We start from the raw sequence: 21,258 nt of genomic DNA on the forward strand, positions 1-21,258 counted from the left end.
TATTTATTTTTATAATCATTTATAGGGTTTTCTAACGATATTAAACTAGAAAAGCCAGAAGAATTAATAAAAAATTATTATAAAAATAATTAAAAAGTAATAAAATTATAATACTCTATATGTGTATGAGTATATCATTTGTTGTATAATTTTAATTAGAAGAGAGGTGAGACATTTGAATGAACTTTTATCGATGCTAGTACAAAGTTTTTCTAATATGTCAATATGGTCTGTATTGGATATATTAGTTGTATCTTTCATATTCTATAAAGGATATATGTTAATAAAAGAAACAAGAGCAGAACAATTATTAAAAGGAATATTGCTAATAATAGCACTTATTCCAATTAGCTATTTATTAAGATTAGATATGTTATATTTTATATTAAATAAAACATTAACTATCGGGGTATTATCTGTAATTATAATTTTTCAACCGGAAATTAGAAGAGCTTTAGAACATCTAGGAAGAAGTGCTTTTGATGATAAACACTATCAAAACAATAAGGAAGCTTTTAATTCTACAATCAACGAAATTGCAACAGCTGTACAAAATTTATCTGAAAGCAAAACAGGTGCATTAATTGTAATAGAGCAGAGTACAGGTCTGAATGAAATAATTGGGCAGGGAACATTATTGGATGCGAATGTGACTTCAAATCTTTTAGAAAATATATTTGTAGTTAATACACCACTTCATGATGGAGCAACAATAATAAGGAATAATAGAATTCTAGCATCAGGATGTGTCTTGCCGTTAACGGATAACAATACAATTAGCAAAAAATTAGGAACTAGGCATAGAGCTGCAATGGGATTGTCAGAAGTATCAGATGCATTGGTCGTAATTGTGTCTGAAGAGACAGGAGTCATATCATTAGCTATCAATGGAAGGATTACAAGAGGCTATGATAAAGATAGATTAAAAATTGTATTAACTAAAATAATAGAAAATAGAAATGAAAAGAAGGTAAAATCAGCAGGAGAGAGGGTTAGGTCATGGATAAGAGTGAAAACAGAACGTTAATAGTCAAGATTGTATGCTTACTATTATCATTAGGTTTATGGCTATATGTCTCAAATGTTGAGAATCCGCTTAGAACATATGACCTGAAAAATGTTCCTGTAGAACTAATTAATGAGGATTCATTAACGGATTCAAAACTTGCAATTGCAGATAAGCAGCAATTTACGGTGGATTTAAAGTTAGAAGGCCCATCGAGTGAAATGATAAAAGTAAAAAAAGAGGACTTTAAAATAGTAGCCGATATGTCAGCTTATGCGTTAAAAACAGGAGATAATACTATACCAGTTCAAGTTGTAAGCGCCCCTGAAAACATAGATATAAAGAATAATGGCTTTTTGGGTGTTAAAGTAAGTTTAGAAGAGCTGGTTCAAAAGGATATACCAATAAAGTCAAATATAAAAGTTTCATATAAAGAAAATATTTATGAAAAGGGACAATCAATAAGCCCTCAAACTGTGACTGTAAAAGGAGGAAAAAGCTCTATAGAAAAAATTGACGCTGCTACCTTAAATGGCGAAGAAAAAGATGTAGATAAGAATATGGAGAAGGATTATGATATAAAATTTGTAGATTCATCAGGTAATGAAATTAGCAATGTTCAATCTAATATTCAAACTGCAAAGTTATCGATCACAGTAGTAAATGGGAAGTCGGTGCCAATAAATTTAATAACTTCAGGAAGCGTTCCTCAGGGATTTACTTTTGGAGGATATGAACTAAGTAAAAATTACGTGAATGTCCTTGGGGATATTCAAAATTTAGACAAAGTAAAAGCCATAGATACTGAACCCGTGGATATGTCAGCATTACAAGCTGACAGCGAAATGGATGTTAAGCTTAATCTGCCACAGGGAATTTCCATTCTGAATAATGAAAATACAGTTAAAGTTAAATTTAAAGTAACAAAGGAAGAAAATACAACAAAGAATTTAGTGTGCAACGTTCAATACAAAAACTTAAATGATGCACTTTCAGTAGAAACACAGAATTTAACAACAAATGTAAAGGTGACAGGAAGTCAGGATGCATTAGATAAAGTAGCGGCTCAGAATATAAATGTTATATTGGATTTATCGAAAGTACAAGCGGAAGGAACTTTTGATTATACGCCACAAGCCACACTTGTTGGAGCTGATAATGTAACAATATCAGAGGTTGGAAGTGTTCATATAGTAGTTAAAAAGAAAGAATAATAAAAAGTCACAGTATAATGAGTACTGTGACTTTTTATGATATAATTTTTTTAACTTAGTTTGGAGTAGTTCAATGAAGGATATAATAAGTACAAAGCGAAATCATGCTTTGACTTTGAAAGGATATGGTGAATAAATTTTGGCTATAAGGATAAATAATATAAATTTAGGTTTAGACGATGAATTAGAAGTTCTAGAAAAGAAGGTTTGTAAAAGGTTAAATATATCTAATGGAAATATTAATAAAATAAGTATAATAAAAAGAAGCGTAGATGCAAGGAAAAAAAATGATATAAAATTTAATTATAGTGTTGATGTATTCTGCGAAAAAGAAAAAAAGATATTATCTAAAATTCATGATAAAGATATAAAACTTGAAGAAGTAAAGGAAATAGAAACTATAAAGTCAGGAACACAAAAACTTAATTTTAGGCCAGTAGTAGTAGGGTTTGGGCCAGCAGGAATTTTTGCTGCATTAACTTTAGCAAGACAGGGATATAGGCCAATTGTGTATGAACGTGGGGAAGATGTGGATAAAAGAACAGAGACTGTGGAAAAGTTTTGGAGTACTGGAGAACTTAATCTCGAATCTAATGTTCAATTTGGGGAAGGTGGAGCGGGTACATTCTCAGACGGAAAGCTTACCACAAGAATTAAAGATCATAGATGTGTATTTGTACTTGATGAATTGATAAAGGCAGGAGCACCAGTAGAAATTAAGTATGAGAGCAAAGCTCATGTAGGGACTGATCTATTAAAAGGTGTAGTTAAGAATATAAGAGAAGAAATTAAAAATCTTGGAGGCGAGGTTAATTTCAATTCCAAGTTAGAGAGAATAACATATGAGAATGGTAAATTAGAAAGCATAATAGTTAATGGAAAAGAAATTTCATGTGAAGCATTAGTGCTTGCAATAGGTCACAGTTCAAGAGATACATATGAAATGTTATATAGAGAAAAAGTTTCAATGGATGCAAAAGCATTTGCAATAGGAGTAAGAATTGAACATCCTCAGGAATTGATAAATATTAGTCAATATGGAGAGAGTCACAATCATCCGAAATTACAAGCTGCTGATTATAGGCTGACTTACCAAAGTGAGAGATTAGGAAGAGGAATATATTCATTCTGCATGTGCCCAGGCGGAGTAGTGGTTGCGGCAGCTTCAGAGGAAGGTAGGCTTGTATCAAATGGTATGAGTTATCATGCAAGAGACTTAAAAAATGCTAATTCAGCATTAGTAGTAACAGTTTCACCAGAGGATTTTGAAGGAAATTCCCCTCTTAGAGGAATGGAATTTCAAAGATATTATGAAAATTTAGCATTTAAGTTAGGTGGTGGAAATTATAAGGCACCGGTGCAGCTAGTAGGGGACTTTATGAAAGACAGGGTATCAACGGGGTTAGGCCAGGTTGTACCGAGCTATACTGCGGGATATGAATTTAGAGAGTTAAAGAATTGCTTGCCAGATTATGTTGTGGAAGCACTTAAAGAAGGAATTGCAAATTTTGACAAGAAAATAAAGGGTTATGCTAATGAAGATGCAGTTTTAACAGGTATAGAGACTAGAACATCAGCACCAGTTAGGCTCAATAGAAATGAAAAACTTGAAAGCATAAATGTATGTGGGCTTTATCCAACGGGCGAAGGTGCTGGATTTGCAGGAGGAATAATTTCAGCAGCTGTAGATGGTATAAAGGTTGCTGAACATATAATTCAAAAATTCGATGTATTGTAACTAATGAATTAAGTAATAATTAAAAAATAATGGACTAATACAATTGTCTGTTATTTTTTTTATATAATATGATTAATTTTTGTGAAATTACTTGATTTACAATAAATATGCATTTAAATTGAGTTTTTTTGAATGCATATAAGAAAAATCATGACTTATAATATAATTTATATTAAAATAAATTTCTATAAAATAATAAAAACAATTTTCTGAAAATTTAACATTTACAATTATTTTTTGTTACAATGATAGATGAAAGAAATTCTTATACCAGTGATTGACAGAAATTTAACAAGATAATTAAATTAATAACAAGCAAAAATAGTATGAAATGTAAGAGGTGTAAAGATGAGCAAAAATTTTGACGATTTACTATCACGACTAAAGGAAGTTCCAATCAAAAAAGTTGCTGTAGCAGTGGCACAAGATGAGCCGGTTTTAGAAGCTATTAAAGAGGCTACAGAAAATAATATAGCAGAGGCGATATTAGTTGGAGATAAGCAACAAATACACGAAATTGCTAAAAAGATAGACTTAGATTTATCAGACTATGAAATAATGGATATTAAAGATCCAAAGAAAGCTACATTAGAAGCAGTAAAGTTAGTTTCAAGTGGGCATGCAGATATGCTTATGAAGGGATTAGTGGATACGGCTACATTTTTAAGAAGCGTATTAAATAAAGAAGTAGGACTTAGAACAGGAAAATTAATGTCGCATGTTGCAGTTTTTGATATAGAAGGATGGGATAAATTATTATTCTTAACTGATGCAGCATTTAACACATACCCAGAACTTAAGGATAAAGCAGGTATGATAAATAATGCAGTAGTAGTTGCACATTCATGTGGAATAGAAATTCCTAATGTAGCAGTTGTATGTCCAGTTGAAGTTGTAAATGAAAATATGTCATCAACAGTTGATGCTGCATTATTAGCAAAAATGAGTGACAGAGGACAATTTAAAGGATGCGTTGTTGACGGACCTTTTGCATTAGATAATGCTATATCAGAAGAAGCAGCTCACCATAAAGGTGTTAAAGGTGAAGTTGCAGGTAAAGCAGACATACTATTATTACCAAATATTGAAACAGCAAATGTAATGTATAAAACACTAACATATTTCGCTAAATCAAGAAATGGTGGACTTCTAGTAGGTACTTCTGCACCAGTTATTTTAACCTCAAGAGCAGATTCTTTTGAAACAAAAGTTAATTCAATAGCTCTAGCAGCATTAGTTGCAGCAAAAAATAAGTAATTAAGCAGTTCATAAACCATAAAGGGCGATTAAAGATTAAATTCATAATAATTTATTTTATTGTTACTGCATTCTAAATGCATTAAATCAGAGGGGGATTCAAAATGTCATATAAGCTGTTAATAATTAATCCGGGTTCAACATCAACAAAGATTGGTGTTTATGAAAATGAAAAGGAACTATTTGAGGAAACATTAAGACACACAAATGAGGAAATAAAGAGATATGAAACAATATATGATCAATTTGGATTTAGAAAAGAGGTTATTTTAAATGTTCTTAAGGAGAAAAACTTTGATATAAGAACTTTAAGTGCTGTTGTTGGCAGAGGAGGAATGCTTAAACCTGTAGAAGGCGGAACTTATGCTGTTAATGATGCAATGGTAGAAGATTTAAAGGTTGGAGTTCAAGGACCTCATGCTTCAAATCTTGGTGGAATAATTGCTAAGTCAATAGGAGATGAATTAAACATACCTTCCTATATAGTAGATCCAGTTGTTACAGATGAGTTAGCTGATGTAGCAAGATTATCAGGAGTACCAGAGCTTCCAAGAAAGAGTAAATTCCATGCGTTAAACCAAAAAGCAGTAGCTAAAAGATATGGCAAGGAAACTGGAAAAGGATATGAAAATCTAAATTTAGTTGTTGTACATATGGGCGGTGGAGTTTCAGTTGGGGCTCATAAGCATGGTAGAGTTGTTGATGTCAACAATGCTCTAGATGGAGATGGCCCATTTTCACCAGAGAGAGCTGGATCAGTTCCAATCGGTGATTTAATCAAAATGTGTTTTAGTGGAAAATATAGTGAAGCAGAAGTATATGGCAAGACAGTTGGAAAAGGCGGATTTGTCGGATACTTAAATACAAATGATGTAAAAGGTGTTATAGATAAAATGGAAGCCGGAGATAAAGAATGCGAGAAAATTTACAAAGCATTCGTTTATCAAATTTCAAAAGCAATAGGAGAAATGTCAGTAGTATTAGAGGGGAAAGTAGATCAAATTATCTTTACAGGAGGAATAGCATATTCGCCAACTCTTGTACCAGATCTTAAAGCAAAGGTTGAATGGATTGCGCCAGTAACAGTTTACCCAGGTGAAGATGAGTTATTAGCATTAGCTCAAGGCGCTATAAGGGTACTTGATGGAGAAGAACAAGCTAAAATTTATTAAAATGTAGAAGGAACATCTTGAGATGACTTTTAAGTTATTTCAAGATGTTTTTTTGTTATTAAGAAATGTTACATCTAGTGATAGAGCCACTTGGATGTAAGAATCTCTCAAGGTAAAGTATTATCTAAAGCATAAATAAAAATTTATCTATTTGTACCTTAAAATCATGAGCAAATGATATAATAATAAATAATCATGCGATGATTATAAGTATATAGATTAGTAAATATGAAAGCTGTTGGGGTAAAAAATATATGGAGAGATTCAACTGTATTTTAAATGATGAAAAATATATACACTATTTAAAGAAAAATAAAAAGCTTGAGAAGGGTAGAAAGTTTTGCAAGCATAATCTAAAACATTTCTTAGATGTAGCAAGAATTGCACATTTGATAAATTTGGAGGAAAGTCTGGGTTTTGAAAGAGAAATTATATATACAACTGCAATTTTACATGATATAGGAAAATCATTTCAATATGAAGATGGAATTCCACATGAAATGGCTTCGTGGGAAATTGCAAAAACAATTTTAGAGGATTATAAATTTAATGATGAAGAAATTGAATTGATAAAGCAAGGAATATTAGGACATAGAAATAAGAAGAGTAAAGGATTTTCTTTGCTTATATATAGAGCAGATAAACTTTCAAGACAGTGTATTACATGTAAGGCATTAACTGAATGTAATTGGAGCGATGAAAAAAAGAATTTGAAGATATACTATTAGGAGGCATTAGTTGTAATGAAAATAGGAAATAAGGAATTTAAAATTAGTGAAAGAACATATATTATGGGAATTTTAAATTTTACACCGGATTCTTTTTCTGATGGTGGAAAATTTAATGATATAGATGCAGCTATAGTGCATGTTAAACAGATGATAGAAAATGGTGCCGACATAATAGATATAGGAGGAGAATCCACAAGGCCCAATCACACACCAGTAGAAGAAGATGAAGAAATAAGCAGGGTTATTCCTATAATAAAGGCTATAAGAGAAAATTTCGATATTCCTATATCTATAGATACATATAAAGCAAAGGTGGCTGAAAAAGCTATAGAAGCAGGAGCTAATCTTATTAATGATGTATGGGGATTTAAGAAAGAAAAAGATATAGCAAAAGTTGCAGCTAAATATAATGTTCCTTGCTGTTTAATGCATAACAGAGAAAATAAGGATTACAAAAATTTAATGGACGATATACTAGAAGATTTGAAAGAAAGTATAAAAATAGCTAAGGATGCAGGGGTAAAAGATGAAAATATAATCTTAGATCCAGGAATAGGTTTTGCAAAGACTTATGAGCAAAATTTAGAAACTATGAATAATTTAGAGCGGCTTAAAGAATTGGGATATCCAATACTTCTTGGAACATCAAGAAAGTCTATGATAGGTATTGCATTGGACCTACCGGTAGAGCAAAGAGTAGAAGGAACAGTTGCGACAACTGTAATTGGAATAATGAAAGACGCCTGTGATTTTGTAAGAGTTCACGATGTGTTAGAAAATTCAAGGGCAGCAAAGATGACTGATGCAATAATAAGGCGAAATTAAAAAATAATAGACAAATAGTTAGCATGTTTTAGGTTATGCAGTGCTGCATGTTTGGATTAGTGTTTTTTTATAGGCATAAGAGGATAGGATGGATAAATTATGGATAAAATGTATATAAAGGACTTAGAATTATTTGCTTTTCATGGAGTTTTTGAAGAAGAGAAAAGACTGGGACAGAAATTTATACTATCGTTAGAGATAGATTTAGATTTAAAATCCGCAGGAAAAACTGGGGATTTGCTTAAATCAGTCCATTATGGTGAATTATGCGACAAAATTGAAGAAGAATTTAAGAGGGATAGCCATGAACTTATAGAAACTGCAGCTTTAAATTTAGCAGATTTTATTCTGAGTGAATATAAGGTAATATATGGTGTTAAAGTATTTTTAAAAAAGCCGTGGGCGCCAATAAAAAAACATTTAGATACTGTGGAAATAATGATTGAAAGAAAAAGACATAAGGCATATATAGGACTGGGATCTAATATTGGAGATAAAGAGAATTATTTAAAAGAAGCAATTAATAGGATATGTGCAGAAAAAAATGTTGAAATTAAAAAACAATCGTCATTTATAGTAACAAAACCATGGGGATATTTAGATCAAGAAGATTTCTTAAATGCAGTGGTGGAGATAGAAACAATACTTGAAGCCGAAGAACTTATGGATTTATTGCTTGAAATTGAGTTGGAGTTTGATAGAAAAAGAGAAATAAAGTGGGGGCCTAGAACCATTGATTTAGACATTATTATGTATGATGAATTAATATCTTCTAATGAAAAGGTAATTCTTCCTCATCCTAGAATGCATGAGAGAGAATTTGTATTAAAGCCGCTAAATGAAATAGCACCATATCTTATGCATCCTGTACTTAATAAAAGAATATTTACATTGCTAGAAGAATTAAGTTCAAATAACTAATAAAATAATATGTTATAAGATGGGAGTGATTTTATGAGGAGTTCACTGAAATTTACAAATAAGTTAAGTATGTTATCAGAAATGGAGGGGGAATCTAAATTTCAAATATTAGAATATGAGAATTTAGACGGGGCTACAGATGTTCAAACTGCCTTTGGAATTAATGTGATTAGACAAAGTGGAGTCAAACTAAAGCAAATAAGAATAATAATAAATGAAAGTTCAGTAAAACTAGAGCCGGGTACTTTGAGTTATATGAAGGGTGATATAGACATAAGAAGTAAATCAGGTGGACTTATAGGATTTGGGAAAAAAATAATATCAAGCAAGTTAACTGGAGAGACTGCATTCAAGCCAGTATATAGTGGGAGTGGAGAAATATTTTTAGAGCCATCTTTTGATCATTTTGCACTTATAGAACTAGAAGATGATGAAATAATAGTAAGTGATGATATGTTCTGTGCATGCGAAGAGAGCATAGAGATTAATGCAACAATGCAAAAAACTTTTTCAGCAGCCCTTTTAGGAAGTGACGGCTTATATCAAACAAGACTAGAAGGATATGGAATAGTTGCACTTAGGGTTCCAGTTCCAGAAAGTGAAATATTTAAATGCGTATTAATTAATGATACATTAAGAGTAGATGGAAATTTTGCGATTTTAAGGACTGGAAATATTGAGTTTTCAATAGAGAAATCATCAAAATCCCTTATTGGAACTGCCGTCAGTGGAGAAGGACTAGTTAGCGTGTACAGAGGTACAGGTGAAGTTTGGCTGGTACCAACCAAAAATATATATAAAGATTTAAGATTGAAAGAAGCAAACTTAGAAAATAAGTTTTCGTCTGAAGTTATTGAAGAAGATGAATAATGAACTCTAGCATACTAAAGTTGTAAAGTATGCTATAATAAGTATGATTAAGTATATTTATGATTATACTGCGAGGTGATAAGGTGAGTTCTTTAGAATCCAAAATTAAAAGCAAGGAATTAGATTTATTTTTTAAAGGAATTTTAGAATTGAAAGATATAGATGAATGTTATAAGTTTTTTGAAGATGTGGCAACTATAAATGAAGTTAAGGCATTGGCGCAAAGATTACATGTAGCTGAATTACTTAAGGCTAAAAAAACTTATTCGGAAATAGCAGAAATTACTGGTGCTAGTACAGCCACTATTAGTAGAGTAAATAGGTGCTTAAATTATGGTAGTGATGGTTATAAAATGGTACTAGAAAGATTAGAAAGTGGAAAAATAGACTAATATAAGTAAATGTTGAAGATTTAATTTGCATATAAAATCGAAAAATAATAGAAAGCCCGAAAGACATGATTGTAAATAGGGCTTAAAAATATTATACTATTTAAGGTGAGCCATTTAGACAGTTATGAGTTAAGGGGTATGAGTTTGTGATAAAACTCATATGCGGATTTAAAAAAGTTCTATTTATGAAAAGTCGTAAGTTTTTTGGTCACAACTGTAAATTAATTAAGTGGTTATAACAGAATAAAAAAGTGAGGTAAAATTATGGGTAGAATGTTTGGAACTGATGGCGTTAGAGGAGTTGCAAATACAGAATTAACAGCAAGAACTGCATATAACCTTGGAAGAGCAGGGGCATATGTTTTAACAGAAGCAGCTCATAAGCCTAAGATATTAGTTGCAAAAGATACAAGAATATCTGGAGATATGTTGGAATCAGCATTAATAGCGGGAATATTATCAGTTGGAGCCGAGGCGGTAGTGCTTGGAGTAGTACCAACACCAGCTGTTGCATATTTAACAAGAAAATATGGAGCTGATGCAGGTGTTATGATTTCTGCATCACATAATCCAGTAGAATATAATGGCATAAAATTCTTTGATGATAAAGGATACAAGCTTTCAGACGATTTAGAGGATGAGATTCAAAGAGTTATTGAAAGTGATTTTGAAGGTGTACCAAGTCCAGTTGGAATAGATCTTGGAAGAGAGACAATTGAAGTATCCGCTTTAGATGATTATATAGAATTTGCTAAGGAAACTATACCTTATAATTTAAAGGGATTAAAAATAGCTTTAGACTGTGCAAATGGAGCTTCATATAAATCATCAGTAAAGGCATTTAGAGAATTAGGTGCAGATGTATTTGTAATAAACGATAATCCGGATGGAACAAACATAAATGAAAATTGTGGATCAACACATCCAGAAGAACTAATGGATTATGTAGTTAAAAAGAAATGTGATTTAGGATTCGCATTTGATGGCGATGCAGATAGATGTTTGGCTGTTGATGAAAATGGTAATTTAATAAATGGTGATTTTATATTAATGTTATGTGCTAAGTATTTAAAAGAACTTGGAAAGCTAAAAGATGATACTTTAGTAGTAACTGTAATGAGTAATCTTGGATTAGACATTGCATGTAAAAGAGAAGGGATAAATCTTGCGAAAACTTGTGTTGGAGATAGATACGTCTTAGAAGAAATGGTTAAAAACAGATATGTTCTAGGTGGAGAACAATCAGGACATGTTATATTCTTAGACTATAATTCAACAGGTGATGGTTTAGTTACAGCGCTTCAAATTGCAAGTATAGTTAAGAAGAAAGAAAAGCCTTTATCAGAGCTATGTTCAATAATGAAAGAATTACCACAAGTATTAGCAAATGCGACAATACCAAATGATAAGAAAGACCTATATTTAACAGATGATGAAATACAAGGTGAAATAAAGAAAATAGAAGATGCTTTAAATGGTGTTGGAAGAGTTCTTATAAGACCATCTGGAACAGAACCATTAGTTAGAGTAATGCTTGAAGGTGAAGATCAAGCAGAAATAGATAAAATGGCTCATAGTTTAGCAAATTTAATTGAAAAGAAATACAATTAACTATATATTAATTAAATAAAGCTTTATAATAGCAGAGTGTAAAAAGGAGTTTGGAGTAGACTTCTTTTTATACTCTGCTATTATAATTTTATAGATTTCAAAATAAGAAATAGACTTATAACATTTAGGTAAGTTTTTAAATTTATAGTTCTTATGCCACTGTATATATCAAACTCTCTACTTGGATATTTATAAATGAAAGATGTAAATATAGTTTAAGTTATGTATTTTTAAAATAAATTTCTCAAGACCACATTACAGTTATTAATGCATAACAAATGATTAATAAGGGGATAAATAAAATAATAAACAATGAGTTTGCAAAAGAGGAGGAAATTATATGGATAAAGAACCTTATAACGAATACTTAGTAGTTATGCCAACTGGTAATTGTAAAGGCTTTAATGATATAGAGGGAGCAAAGGCATATATAAACATATATTATGAATGGCGGTTCGATGATGTAATTCACAAAGATGGATTTGTTGATGCGACAGAAATTGGAGGAGATCAGCCCAGATTTGAGGTATTTACTCAATTAGGAGCAGAAGAAGGAGCGAAATGCGAAATATATAAGACAGAAGCATTTATTGAAGCAATTAATAAAGATTTGATTTTCGAGGAAGATAAAGAAGAAATAATTTCTAAACTATGTGAAGCAAAAGTAAATTTTAATATATATGAGTATGGTTTAGATGAAATTTTAGCAGATGTTCAAGAAGTCGAGAGTATGGAGGATTTTGGAGATCATCTAAGTAAATTATAGGAATTAATTTCTATTAATTTGAATTAATAGAATAAGGAGAGAAAATTAAGATTATTAATTATTAACTTTAAAAAACTTTATATAATTAATTTAAAAATAAAAATAATGATAATTTGATAAAAAAACAATATATATATTGAAAAACAAGCAATTTATATAAGCTTAAAATTATCAAAAAAAAGAGAATGAAAAATATATTACTAAAATATTGACAATAGTAAAAACCCAGAGTAAAATTTAGTTTAACAAGAAAATTGAATAGGTCCTTAGGTTATTAAATGCTGAGATGGAGACAATTGTTTTGCAGATAAGTTGCAGAGAGTCGATGGTTGGTGAGAATCGATACTTTAGCTTTATAATTATCACTCCTGAGCAGAATCCAGAAAGAAAAAGTATTTTTCGAGTAAAAGATGTCCGGTGTGCATCCGTTATATGCAAGGGTTTGTTAGAACCTAGTGATATTATATAAGGCGGAATATTATCCCACTTCTTATGATTTATATCATTAAGGGTGGATTTTTTTAACCATTTTTAGGGCATATAATAAAAAATATCTAGGGGGAAATTTATGGAAAAGCATGTGCTATCTGTTCTAGTAAAGAATTCATCAGGTGTTTTGAGTAGAGTTAGCGGACTGTTTTCAAGGCGGGGATACAATATTGATAGCTTAACAGTTGGCAGAACTGAAGATCCTTTAATTTCAAGAATGACAATTACGCTTATAGATGATGATAATGTATTAGAACAAGTAAAAAAGCAATTAAGCAAATTAGAAGATGTAATACGAGTCATTAACTTTAAAGCAAATGAATCAGTTTACAGAGAATTAGTACTCATTAAAGTAAGAGCAAATGCAGAAAGCAGGGCAGCGATAAATGAAACTGTAAATATTTTTAGAAGTAAGATAATTGATTTATCTACTGATACGCTGACTATAGAGTTAACTGGGGATGAAGATAAAATATCAGCATTGATAAATTTGATGGAGGAGTATGGCATAGAAGAGCTGGTGAGAACTGGAGTTACAGCACTTCAACGGGGAGAAAAAACCATAAGGAATTCTATTGAAAGTTATTAGTGCAAAGTGAATGTAAGCAATGGCAATAAATGATAAAAAGGGGGATAAAAATATATGGTTCAGAATCAGGTAAAGATATTTGATTCTACCTTGAGAGACGGAGCTCAAGGACAAGGAATTTCATTTTCATTAGAAGATAAGCTTAAAATAGTGAGAGCTTTAGATGAGATGAAAATTGATTATATTGAAGCTGGTAACCCTGGATCAAATCCAAAAGATATGGAATTCTTTAAAAGGCTTAAGGATGTGGAACTTAAGACTGCGAAGATAGTAGCGTTTGGATCAACTAGAAGACCTAATATTAATACAGAAGATGATAAAAATCTCAGAGATTTAATGTTATCTGGAGTAGATACAATTGTTATATTCGGAAAGGCATGGGATTTTCAAGTTTTAGATATAATCAGAACTTCTTTGGATGAGAATATTGAAATGATAAAAGATACAATTAAATATCTACACGGAAAAGGAAAAGAAGTAATTTTTGATGCAGAGCACTTTTATGATGGATACAAGGCTAATAAGGATTACGCAATGGCAACTCTAAAAGCGGCAGAAGAAGCTGGAGCACAAGTAGTTGTACTATGTGATACAAATGGAGGTTCATTGCCTCAAGAGATATATGATATAACTAAAGAAGTAAAGAAGCAAGTATCAATAAATATTGGAATTCACAGTCATGATGATATGGGAATGGCAGTAGCAAATTCAGTAATGGCAGTAGAAGCTGGGGCGCTTCAAGTTCAAGGAACATTTATTGGAATTGGTGAAAGATGTGGAAATGCCAATTTAAGTGCAATAGTACCTACATTAAAGTTAAAACTAAAATATAAGGTGTTAAACAATATTGAATTGATAAATTTAACTAAAACAGCCAGATACATTGCTGAAATATGTAATATTACATTAACAGAGCAAAACCCATTTGTAGGAAATTCAGCATTTGCTCATAAAGGTGGAATGCATATAGATGCGGTAACTAAAGACTCAAGATCATATGAACATATAGAACCAGAAGCAGTTGGAAATAAGAGAAGATTTTTAGTTTCCGAAGTAAGTGGAAAAAGCACAATACTGCAGGAAATTAAAAAAATATTTCCTAATATATCTAAGAATGATGGTTCAGTTCAAAAAATTACAGATAGATTAAAAGAATTGGAATACGAAGGATATCAATTTGAAGGGGCAGAAGGAACAGTAGAATTAGTAATAAGAAAAATTATAGGCAAGTATAAACCTTTTTTCAAATTAAATCATTTCAAAATTATTGGAGAACAACCTTATGGCAGTGAAGAGTTCAGCTCAACAGCATTAATAAATATTACAGTTGATGGACAAAATGAAATGACAGCAGCAGAGGGAGAAGGTCCGGTAAATGCACTAGATAAGGCTATTAGAAAAGCTCTTGAGATCTTTTATCCAGAGCTAAAGCAGGCACGACTTGTAGATTATAAGGTTAGAGTTTTAGATTCAGAAAGTGCAACAGAAGCAAAGGTAAGAGTTTTAATTGAATCAACAGATGGAATTGATACTTGGAGTACTGTTGGAGTATCTCGAGATGTAATTCAAGCTAGCTGGATAGCCTTAGTGGATTCAATAGAATATAAATTAATAAAAGATATTGAAAGAAAAGTAAAAGCATATTTTTAAGGAGATGATTAGAAATGGGAATGACAATGACGCAAAAAATCTTAGCAGTACATGCAGGACTTGAAAGTGTAAAAGCGGGGCAATTAATTGAAGCAAACCTTGATTTAGTTTTAGGAAATGACATTACAACTCCAGTGGCTGTAAATGAGTTCAAAAAATTTGGAACAGATAAAGTATTTAGTAAAAGTCAGATTGCAATAGTTCCAGATCACTTTACTCCTAATAAAGATATAAAAGCTGCAGAGCAAGTTAAATACATTAGAGAATTTGCTCAAAAGATGGAAATAGAAAATTTCTTTGAAGTTGGGGAAATGGGAATAGAACACTGTCTGCTTCCTGAAAAAGGCTTAGTTGTTGCAGGAAATGTAGTTATAGGAGCTGATTCACATACTTGTACATATGGGGCTCTTGGAGCTTTTTCAACAGGTATAGGATCAACTGATATGGCAGCTGGAATGGCAACAGGAAAATGCTGGTTTAAAGTACCTTCAGCCTTAAAGTTTGTTCTTAAGAATAAACCAGCTAAATGGGTAAGTGGAAAAGATGTTATATTGCACATAATCGGTATGATTGGTGTTGATGGAGCATTATATAAATCAATGGAATTTGTAGGTGATGGCTTACAATATCTTTCAATGGATGATAGATTTACAATGGCGAATATGGCTATAGAAGCTGGCGGAAAAAATGGAATCTTCCCAGTTGATGATAAAACTATTGAATATTTAAAGGAACATTCAACTAAAGAATGGACTGCTTACGAAGCAGATGAAGATGCAGAATATGATAAGGTATTTGAGATTGATTTAAGTGCACTAAGACCAACAGTTTCATTCCCTCACTTACCGGATAACACAAGAACAATTGATGATACCGGAGAAGTAGTAATTGACCAAGTAGTTATAGGGTCATGTACAAATGGTAGAATTTCTGATTTAAGAATAGCCAGAGATATATTAAAAGGAAAGAAAGTTAAAAAAGGAATTAGATGCATAGTTATTCCTGGAACACAAAAGATATATCTACAAGCTTTAGAAGAAGGCATAATAAAAGATTTAGTTGAAGCAGGAGCAGTATTCTCAACACCAACTTGTGGGCCATGTTTAGGTGGACATATGGGAATTTTAGCAAAAGATGAAAGATGTGTATCAACAACAAACAGGAATTTTGTAGGAAGAATGGGGCACGTTGAATCTGAAGTATATCTTGCAAGTCCAGCAGTTGCAGCAGCATCTGCATTAACTGGAAAGATAACTGATCCAGAATTAGTCTAGGAGGTATTTAGTAATGAGAGTAAAAGGTAAAGTATTCAAATATGGGGATAATGTAGATACAGACGTAATAATTCCAGCAAGATATTTAAACACATCAGATGCTAAAGAGCTTGCAGCACATTGTATGGAAGACATAGATGTTGATTTTGTTAAAAATGTAAAAGATGGGGACATAATTGTTGCTAATAAAAACTTCGGATGCGGTTCTTCAAGAGAGCATGCACCACTTGCAATTAAGACTGCTGGAGTAAGTTGCGTTATAGCATCGACTTTTGCAAGAATATTTTATAGAAATGCAATTAATATTGGATTGCCAATATTAGAATGTGATGAAGCTGTGAAGAGCATTGATGCCGGAGACGAATTAGAAGTTGATTTTTCAACAGGACTTATAAAAAATTTAACAAAGAATCAAGAGTATCAAGGAGAAGCATTCCCAGAATTCATGCAAAAAATTATTGATAATGATGGATTAATTGGGTATATAAGAAATAGATAATCAGAATAATAACTAATAGTATAAATTAAACCAATTAAACAATAAGTAAATAATAAAATGAAAGCAATAAATAATAAGTAATAATAACAGTAAGAATTAAAGTTGGTTAGTTGACAGTTGGGATAATGAATATTATTGAAAATTTAAAGAAATTATAAAGTGATTTTATCCATAACTGTTAACTGAAAATTGTAAACTGTAAACTGATTAAACGGGGGTTTTGTAATGAAATATAATATAGCTGTAATACCAGGAGATGGAATAGGTCCAGAAGTAATAGAAGAAACTACAAAAGTTTTAAAAGTTATTGGTGATAAGTTTGGACATAGATTTGATTACGAATATGTGCTAGCAGGGGGATGCGCTATAGATAAAGAGGGAACACCACTTTCAGATGCATCGTTAGAGATATGTAAGAAAAGTGATGCGGTCTTACTAGGAGCTGTTGGAGGACCAAAATGGGATGTTGGGAAAGTAAGACCAGAACAAGGGTTATTTAAGTTAAGAAGTGGAATGAATCTTTATTGTAATTTAAGACCAGCAGTTTTATATGCACCACTAAAAAATGAATCACCGCTTAAAGATAGTATTGTTAAAGATGGAATAGATATCTGTATAGTAAGAGAATTGACTGGTGGTATTTACTTTGGTCAAAGAGGAACAGAAGAAGTTGATGGTGTAAAGAGTGCTTATGATACTGAAAGATATAATGTAAATGAAATAACTAGAATTGCTAAAAGTGGATTTGAAATAGCTATGAAGAGAAACAAAAAGCTTACAAGTGTTGATAAGGCTAATGTTTTAGATAGTTCAAAACTTTGGAGAAGTGTAGTTAACGAAATAGCTAAGGATTATCCAGAAGTAGAAGTAAATCATTTATATGTTGATAATGCAGCAATGCAAATAGTGAGAGATCCAAACCAATTTGATGTAATAGTAACGTCAAATTTATTTGGAGATATCTTATCAGATGAAGCTAGTATGGTTACGGGATCAATAGGATTGTTGCCTTCAGCATCTCTTGGAGACGGAACACTTGGTATGTATGAACCAATTCATGGAAGTGCTCCTGATATAGCAGGGCAAGGAATTGCAAATCCATTAGCAACTATACTTTCAGCAGCAATGATGCTTAGATACAGTTTTTCTTTAGAGGAAGAAGCAAAGGCAATTGAAAACGCAGTATTAGCGGTTCTTGAAGATGGATATAGAACTGGAGATATAATGACAGAAGGTAAGAAAAAAGTTGGAACGGTTGAAATGGGCAAATTAGTTTGTGAAAAATTACAAGCAAAATAATTATAATTCCAGTTTCCAATGTGCGATGAGCAATAAGAAAAAAATAATATGATTTTGAAATCTTAAGTTTATTTTCTACAATTGTGCATTGCAAATTTACAATCATTTTATCAGCAAAGGAGTGAATAAAATGTTATTAACTGGAGCTGAAATTCTGATAAAGTCTCTACTTGATGAAGGCGTAGATACTATATTTGGATATCCAGGTGGAGCAGTATTAAATATATATGATGAATTATATAAATACAAAGACAAAATCCATCACGTTCTAACTTGTCATGAACAAGGTGCAGCACATGCAGCTGATGGATATGCAAGAGCTACCGGTAAAGTTGGAGTTTGTCTTGCAACTTCGGGGCCAGGAGCGACTAATTTAGTTACCGGTATTGCCACAGCATACATGGATTCAATTCCAATGGTAGCTATCACAGGAAATGTAGCTAAGTCATTACTTGGAAAAGATAGCTTCCAGGAAGTTGATATCACAGGAATTACAATGCCAATAACAAAGCATAACTATATTGTAAGAGATGTTAATGATCTTCAAGATATAATTAGAGATGCTTTCTATATAGCTCAGGATGGGAGACCAGGACCAGTATTAATAGATATTCCTAAGGATGTAACTGCAGATAAGACACAGTATACTAAATTGATTCCAAGGGAAGTAATTAGAAAGTCAAAATATATTACAGAAAGCTCGTTGCAGGAAGCAGTAGAGTTAATAAATCAAAGCAAAAAGCCATTTATATATGCAGGTGGAGGTGTAGGAATATCTGGAGCAACAGATGAACTCATTAATTTTGCAGAAAAGATAAATTCACCTGTATCAACATCACTAATGTGCATGTCAGAATTCCCGAATGATCATGAGTTATATACTGGAATGATAGGGATGCATGGAACAAAAGCATCAAATATTGCAGCAACTAAATGTGATTTGTTGATAACCCTTGGAGCTAGATTTAGTGATAGAGTTATAAGTAATCAAAATCATATTAAGAATGCTAAAGTATTGCAGATTGATGTTGATCCCGCAGAAATAAACAAGAATATAAAAGTTGATGCATGTATTGTAGGAGATTTAAAGGAAGTTCTAGATAGACTTATACCATTAGTTAAGACAAAGAAAGACCAAGAATGGATTGAAACAGTAAACAGTTTAAAAGAATCCAAGAGATTGAATATAACTAATGATGAACTGACACCGGAATTATTTTTCAATAAATTAAACGAATTAAATGATGGAAGTTTTATAATATCTACTGAAGTTGGGCAGCATCAAATGTGGGCAGCTCAATACTTTAAATTTAGAAATGAAAGAACTCTTATAACTTCAGGTGGTCTTGGAACTATGGGGTATGGCCTTGGTGCAGCAATAGGAGCACAAATAGGCAGAACAGATAGAAGAGTATTTAATATTGCTGGAGACGGTAGCTTTGGAATGAATTGTAATGAATTAGTTACTGCAGTTAAAAATAAACTTCCTTTAATACAAGTCATTATGAATAATAATTGTTTAGGAATGGTTAGACAGTGGCAAAGTTTATTTTATGAAGGAAGATATTCTGAAACAACACTAGATAGACCAACAGATTATGTGAAACTTGCTGAAGCCTTTGGAGCTAAAGCATTTAGAATATCTAAAGTAGAAGAAATAGATGACGTTTTAAGAAAAGCTCTGGATTCACAGGGTCCAGTTCTTATAGATTATTTAATTAATACTGATAAAAAAGTTTTTCCTATGGTTGCACCTGGTGCACCAATCAATCAAATAATAAGTGAAGAAGATATTAATAACAATTAATAATAATTAGGAGGGTCATAAAAATGCCAAAAATGTATTATGAAAAAGACACAGATTTAAATTTATTAAAAGGAAAGAAGGTTGCTGTAATAGGTTATGGTAGCCAAGGTCATGCTCATGCACTAAACTTACACGAAAGTGGAGTAGATGTTGTAGTTGGATTGTACAATGGAAGTAAGTCTTGGGAAAAGGCTGAAGCAGCTGGATTAAAAGTTGCAACTGTTGCAGAAGCAGCAAAAGCAGCTGATTTAGTAATGGTATTATTACCAGATGAAAAACAAGCTAAAATATATAATGAAGAAATTGCTCCAAATTTAGAAGAAGGAAACGCATTAGTATTTGCTCATGGATTTAACATTCATTTTGGTCAAATTAAGCCACCAGCATATGTTGATGTATTCATGGTTGCACCTAAAGGACCAGGACATCTAGTAAGAAGAACATATACAGAAGGTGCTGGGGTACCATGCTTAATAGCTGTACATCAAGATGCTTCTGGAAAGGCACAACAATATGCTTTAGCTTATGCAAATGGAATTGGAGGAGCAAGAGCTGGTGTTCTTGAAACAACTTTCAAAGACGAAACAGAAACAGATTTATTTGGAGAACAAGCAGTACTTTGTGGTGGAGTTTCAGAGCTTATTAAGGCTGGATTTGAAACTTTAGTAGAAGCTGGATATGCACCAGAAAATGCTTATTTTGAATGTATGCATGAAATGAAGTTAATCGTTGATTTATTATATCAAGGTGGATTAAGCATGATGAGATATTCAATTTCAGATACTGCTGAATATGGAGATTATCAAATCGGTAAGAGAATAATCACTGATGATACAAAGAAAGAAATGAAAAAGGTTCTTACTGAAATTCAAGATGGTACATTTGCTAAGAACTGGTTATTAGAAAACCAAACAAATAGACCAGGATTTAATGCAAGAAGAAGAATGGAAGCAGAGCATCCAATTGAAAAAGTAGGTAAAGAATTAAGAGGCATGATGAGCTGGATTGATACAGCTAAAGTTGATTAATATATTATAATATAAAAGTAAAGGTGGTCGATTTTGATTCGACCACCTTTATTTTTTTGTGATAATTTAATTGTGTTATACTTGTTTTAAGAATTATCTCATATAATGATTACAATAGAT

The 21,258-nt window shown here is 31.8% G+C and carries 19 protein-coding genes; all 19 read left to right on the forward strand.

Annotated features, from left to right (window positions below; translation table 11 throughout):
- The first annotated feature begins 175 nt into the window (after positions 1-175).
- The 19 genes from cdaA (at position 176) to ilvC (ending at position 21,138) form a co-directional block, all read left to right on the forward strand.
- Complete coding sequence (cdaA, locus tag CDLVIII_RS02555; RefSeq protein ID WP_009167893.1) at positions 176-1,027, forward strand: diadenylate cyclase CdaA; 852 nt, start codon at positions 176-178, stop codon at positions 1,025-1,027.
- The gene (locus CDLVIII_RS02560) at positions 1,000-2,220 is read left to right on the forward strand and encodes a CdaR family protein (protein ID WP_009167894.1); all 1,221 of its coding nucleotides are present in this window, start codon (positions 1,000-1,002) and stop codon (positions 2,218-2,220) included. The genes cdaA and CDLVIII_RS02560 overlap by 28 nt, the downstream gene beginning before the upstream one ends.
- A gap of 139 nt (positions 2,221-2,359) precedes the next feature.
- Positions 2,360-3,958, forward strand: a complete 1,599-nt coding sequence (locus CDLVIII_RS02565) for an FAD-dependent protein (RefSeq protein WP_009167895.1) — start codon at positions 2,360-2,362, stop codon at positions 3,956-3,958.
- A 348-nt stretch (positions 3,959-4,306) separates the two neighbouring features.
- Complete coding sequence (gene ptb / locus CDLVIII_RS02570) at positions 4,307-5,215, forward strand: phosphate butyryltransferase (RefSeq protein ID WP_009167896.1); 909 nt, start codon at positions 4,307-4,309, stop codon at positions 5,213-5,215.
- Between the two features lie 104 nt (positions 5,216-5,319).
- Positions 5,320-6,387 (forward strand): butyrate kinase, encoded by a 1,068-nt coding sequence (buk, locus tag CDLVIII_RS02575; protein WP_009167897.1) that lies wholly within the window; start codon positions 5,320-5,322, stop codon positions 6,385-6,387.
- Positions 6,388-6,641: 254 nt separating this feature from the next.
- Positions 6,642-7,115: an HD domain-containing protein gene (locus CDLVIII_RS02580; protein ID WP_009167898.1), complete on the forward strand. Its 474-nt coding sequence runs from the start codon at positions 6,642-6,644 to the stop codon at positions 7,113-7,115.
- Positions 7,116-7,130: 15 nt separating this feature from the next.
- On the forward strand, positions 7,131-7,943 hold the full coding sequence (folP, locus tag CDLVIII_RS02585; RefSeq protein WP_009167899.1) for a dihydropteroate synthase: 813 nt from the start codon (positions 7,131-7,133) through the stop codon (positions 7,941-7,943).
- A 99-nt stretch (positions 7,944-8,042) separates the two neighbouring features.
- The gene (folK, locus tag CDLVIII_RS02590) at positions 8,043-8,864 is read left to right on the forward strand and encodes a 2-amino-4-hydroxy-6-hydroxymethyldihydropteridine diphosphokinase (protein WP_009167900.1); all 822 of its coding nucleotides are present in this window, start codon (positions 8,043-8,045) and stop codon (positions 8,862-8,864) included.
- Positions 8,865-8,897: 33 nt separating this feature from the next.
- Positions 8,898-9,734 (forward strand): AIM24 family protein, encoded by an 837-nt coding sequence (locus CDLVIII_RS02595; protein ID WP_009167901.1) that lies wholly within the window; start codon positions 8,898-8,900, stop codon positions 9,732-9,734.
- Between the two features lie 83 nt (positions 9,735-9,817).
- Complete coding sequence (locus CDLVIII_RS02600; protein ID WP_009167902.1) at positions 9,818-10,126, forward strand: YerC/YecD family TrpR-related protein; 309 nt, start codon at positions 9,818-9,820, stop codon at positions 10,124-10,126.
- Positions 10,127-10,390: 264 nt separating this feature from the next.
- Positions 10,391-11,737: a phosphoglucosamine mutase gene (glmM, locus tag CDLVIII_RS02605; protein ID WP_009167903.1), complete on the forward strand. Its 1,347-nt coding sequence runs from the start codon at positions 10,391-10,393 to the stop codon at positions 11,735-11,737.
- Between the two features lie 340 nt (positions 11,738-12,077).
- The gene (locus CDLVIII_RS02610) at positions 12,078-12,503 is read left to right on the forward strand and encodes a hypothetical protein (RefSeq protein WP_009167904.1); all 426 of its coding nucleotides are present in this window, start codon (positions 12,078-12,080) and stop codon (positions 12,501-12,503) included.
- Positions 12,504-13,071: 568 nt separating this feature from the next.
- On the forward strand, positions 13,072-13,581 hold the full coding sequence (gene ilvN / locus CDLVIII_RS02615) for an acetolactate synthase small subunit (protein ID WP_009167905.1): 510 nt from the start codon (positions 13,072-13,074) through the stop codon (positions 13,579-13,581).
- Positions 13,582-13,635: 54 nt separating this feature from the next.
- Entirely contained in the window at positions 13,636-15,231 is a 1,596-nt protein-coding gene (gene cimA / locus CDLVIII_RS02620) for a citramalate synthase (protein ID WP_009167906.1), read from the forward strand.
- 14 nt (positions 15,232-15,245) lie between these two features.
- On the forward strand, positions 15,246-16,505 hold the full coding sequence (gene leuC, locus CDLVIII_RS02625; RefSeq protein WP_009167907.1) for a 3-isopropylmalate dehydratase large subunit: 1,260 nt from the start codon (positions 15,246-15,248) through the stop codon (positions 16,503-16,505).
- Between the two features lie 13 nt (positions 16,506-16,518).
- A complete protein-coding gene (leuD, locus tag CDLVIII_RS02630) occupies positions 16,519-17,004 on the forward strand; it encodes a 3-isopropylmalate dehydratase small subunit (RefSeq protein WP_009167908.1) in 486 nt (161 codons plus the stop codon).
- Between the two features lie 225 nt (positions 17,005-17,229).
- Positions 17,230-18,303: a 3-isopropylmalate dehydrogenase gene (leuB, locus tag CDLVIII_RS02635; RefSeq protein ID WP_009167909.1), complete on the forward strand. Its 1,074-nt coding sequence runs from the start codon at positions 17,230-17,232 to the stop codon at positions 18,301-18,303.
- Positions 18,304-18,433: 130 nt separating this feature from the next.
- Positions 18,434-20,110, forward strand: coding sequence for a biosynthetic-type acetolactate synthase large subunit (gene ilvB / locus CDLVIII_RS02640; RefSeq protein ID WP_009167910.1), 1,677 nt, complete (start codon positions 18,434-18,436; stop codon positions 20,108-20,110).
- Between the two features lie 23 nt (positions 20,111-20,133).
- Positions 20,134-21,138 (forward strand): ketol-acid reductoisomerase, encoded by a 1,005-nt coding sequence (gene ilvC / locus CDLVIII_RS02645; RefSeq protein ID WP_009167911.1) that lies wholly within the window; start codon positions 20,134-20,136, stop codon positions 21,136-21,138.
- The last annotated feature ends 120 nt before the right edge of the window (positions 21,139-21,258 follow it).

Origin of the sequence: Clostridium sp. DL-VIII (genome assembly GCF_000230835.1) — a bacterium.
Taxonomy (GTDB): Bacteria; Bacillota; Clostridia; order Clostridiales; family Clostridiaceae; genus Clostridium.

What these genes read in the sequence shown, in the direction of transcription:
- CDLVIII_RS02595 (WP_009167901.1), top strand. Translation starts at nt 8,898, where the DNA reads ATGAGGAGTTCACTGAAATTTACAAATAAGTTAAGTATGTTATCAGAA.
- leuD (WP_009167908.1), top strand. Translation starts at nt 16,519, where the DNA reads ATGAGAGTAAAAGGTAAAGTATTCAAATATGGGGATAATGTAGATACA.
- ilvC (WP_009167911.1), top strand. Translation starts at nt 20,134, where the DNA reads ATGCCAAAAATGTATTATGAAAAAGACACAGATTTAAATTTATTAAAA.
- CDLVIII_RS02560 (WP_009167894.1), top strand. Translation starts at nt 1,000, where the DNA reads ATGGATAAGAGTGAAAACAGAACGTTAATAGTCAAGATTGTATGCTTA.
- CDLVIII_RS02580 (WP_009167898.1), top strand. Translation starts at nt 6,642, where the DNA reads ATGGAGAGATTCAACTGTATTTTAAATGATGAAAAATATATACACTAT.
- glmM (WP_009167903.1), top strand. Translation starts at nt 10,391, where the DNA reads ATGGGTAGAATGTTTGGAACTGATGGCGTTAGAGGAGTTGCAAATACA.
- folK (WP_009167900.1), top strand. Translation starts at nt 8,043, where the DNA reads ATGGATAAAATGTATATAAAGGACTTAGAATTATTTGCTTTTCATGGA.
- leuB (WP_009167909.1), top strand. Translation starts at nt 17,230, where the DNA reads ATGAAATATAATATAGCTGTAATACCAGGAGATGGAATAGGTCCAGAA.
- ilvB (WP_009167910.1), top strand. Translation starts at nt 18,434, where the DNA reads ATGTTATTAACTGGAGCTGAAATTCTGATAAAGTCTCTACTTGATGAA.
- cimA (WP_009167906.1), top strand. Translation starts at nt 13,636, where the DNA reads ATGGTTCAGAATCAGGTAAAGATATTTGATTCTACCTTGAGAGACGGA.
- leuC (WP_009167907.1), top strand. Translation starts at nt 15,246, where the DNA reads ATGGGAATGACAATGACGCAAAAAATCTTAGCAGTACATGCAGGACTT.
- CDLVIII_RS02610 (WP_009167904.1), top strand. Translation starts at nt 12,078, where the DNA reads ATGGATAAAGAACCTTATAACGAATACTTAGTAGTTATGCCAACTGGT.
- ptb (WP_009167896.1), top strand. Translation starts at nt 4,307, where the DNA reads ATGAGCAAAAATTTTGACGATTTACTATCACGACTAAAGGAAGTTCCA.
- ilvN (WP_009167905.1), top strand. Translation starts at nt 13,072, where the DNA reads ATGGAAAAGCATGTGCTATCTGTTCTAGTAAAGAATTCATCAGGTGTT.
- folP (WP_009167899.1), top strand. Translation starts at nt 7,131, where the DNA reads ATGAAAATAGGAAATAAGGAATTTAAAATTAGTGAAAGAACATATATT.
- buk (WP_009167897.1), top strand. Translation starts at nt 5,320, where the DNA reads ATGTCATATAAGCTGTTAATAATTAATCCGGGTTCAACATCAACAAAG.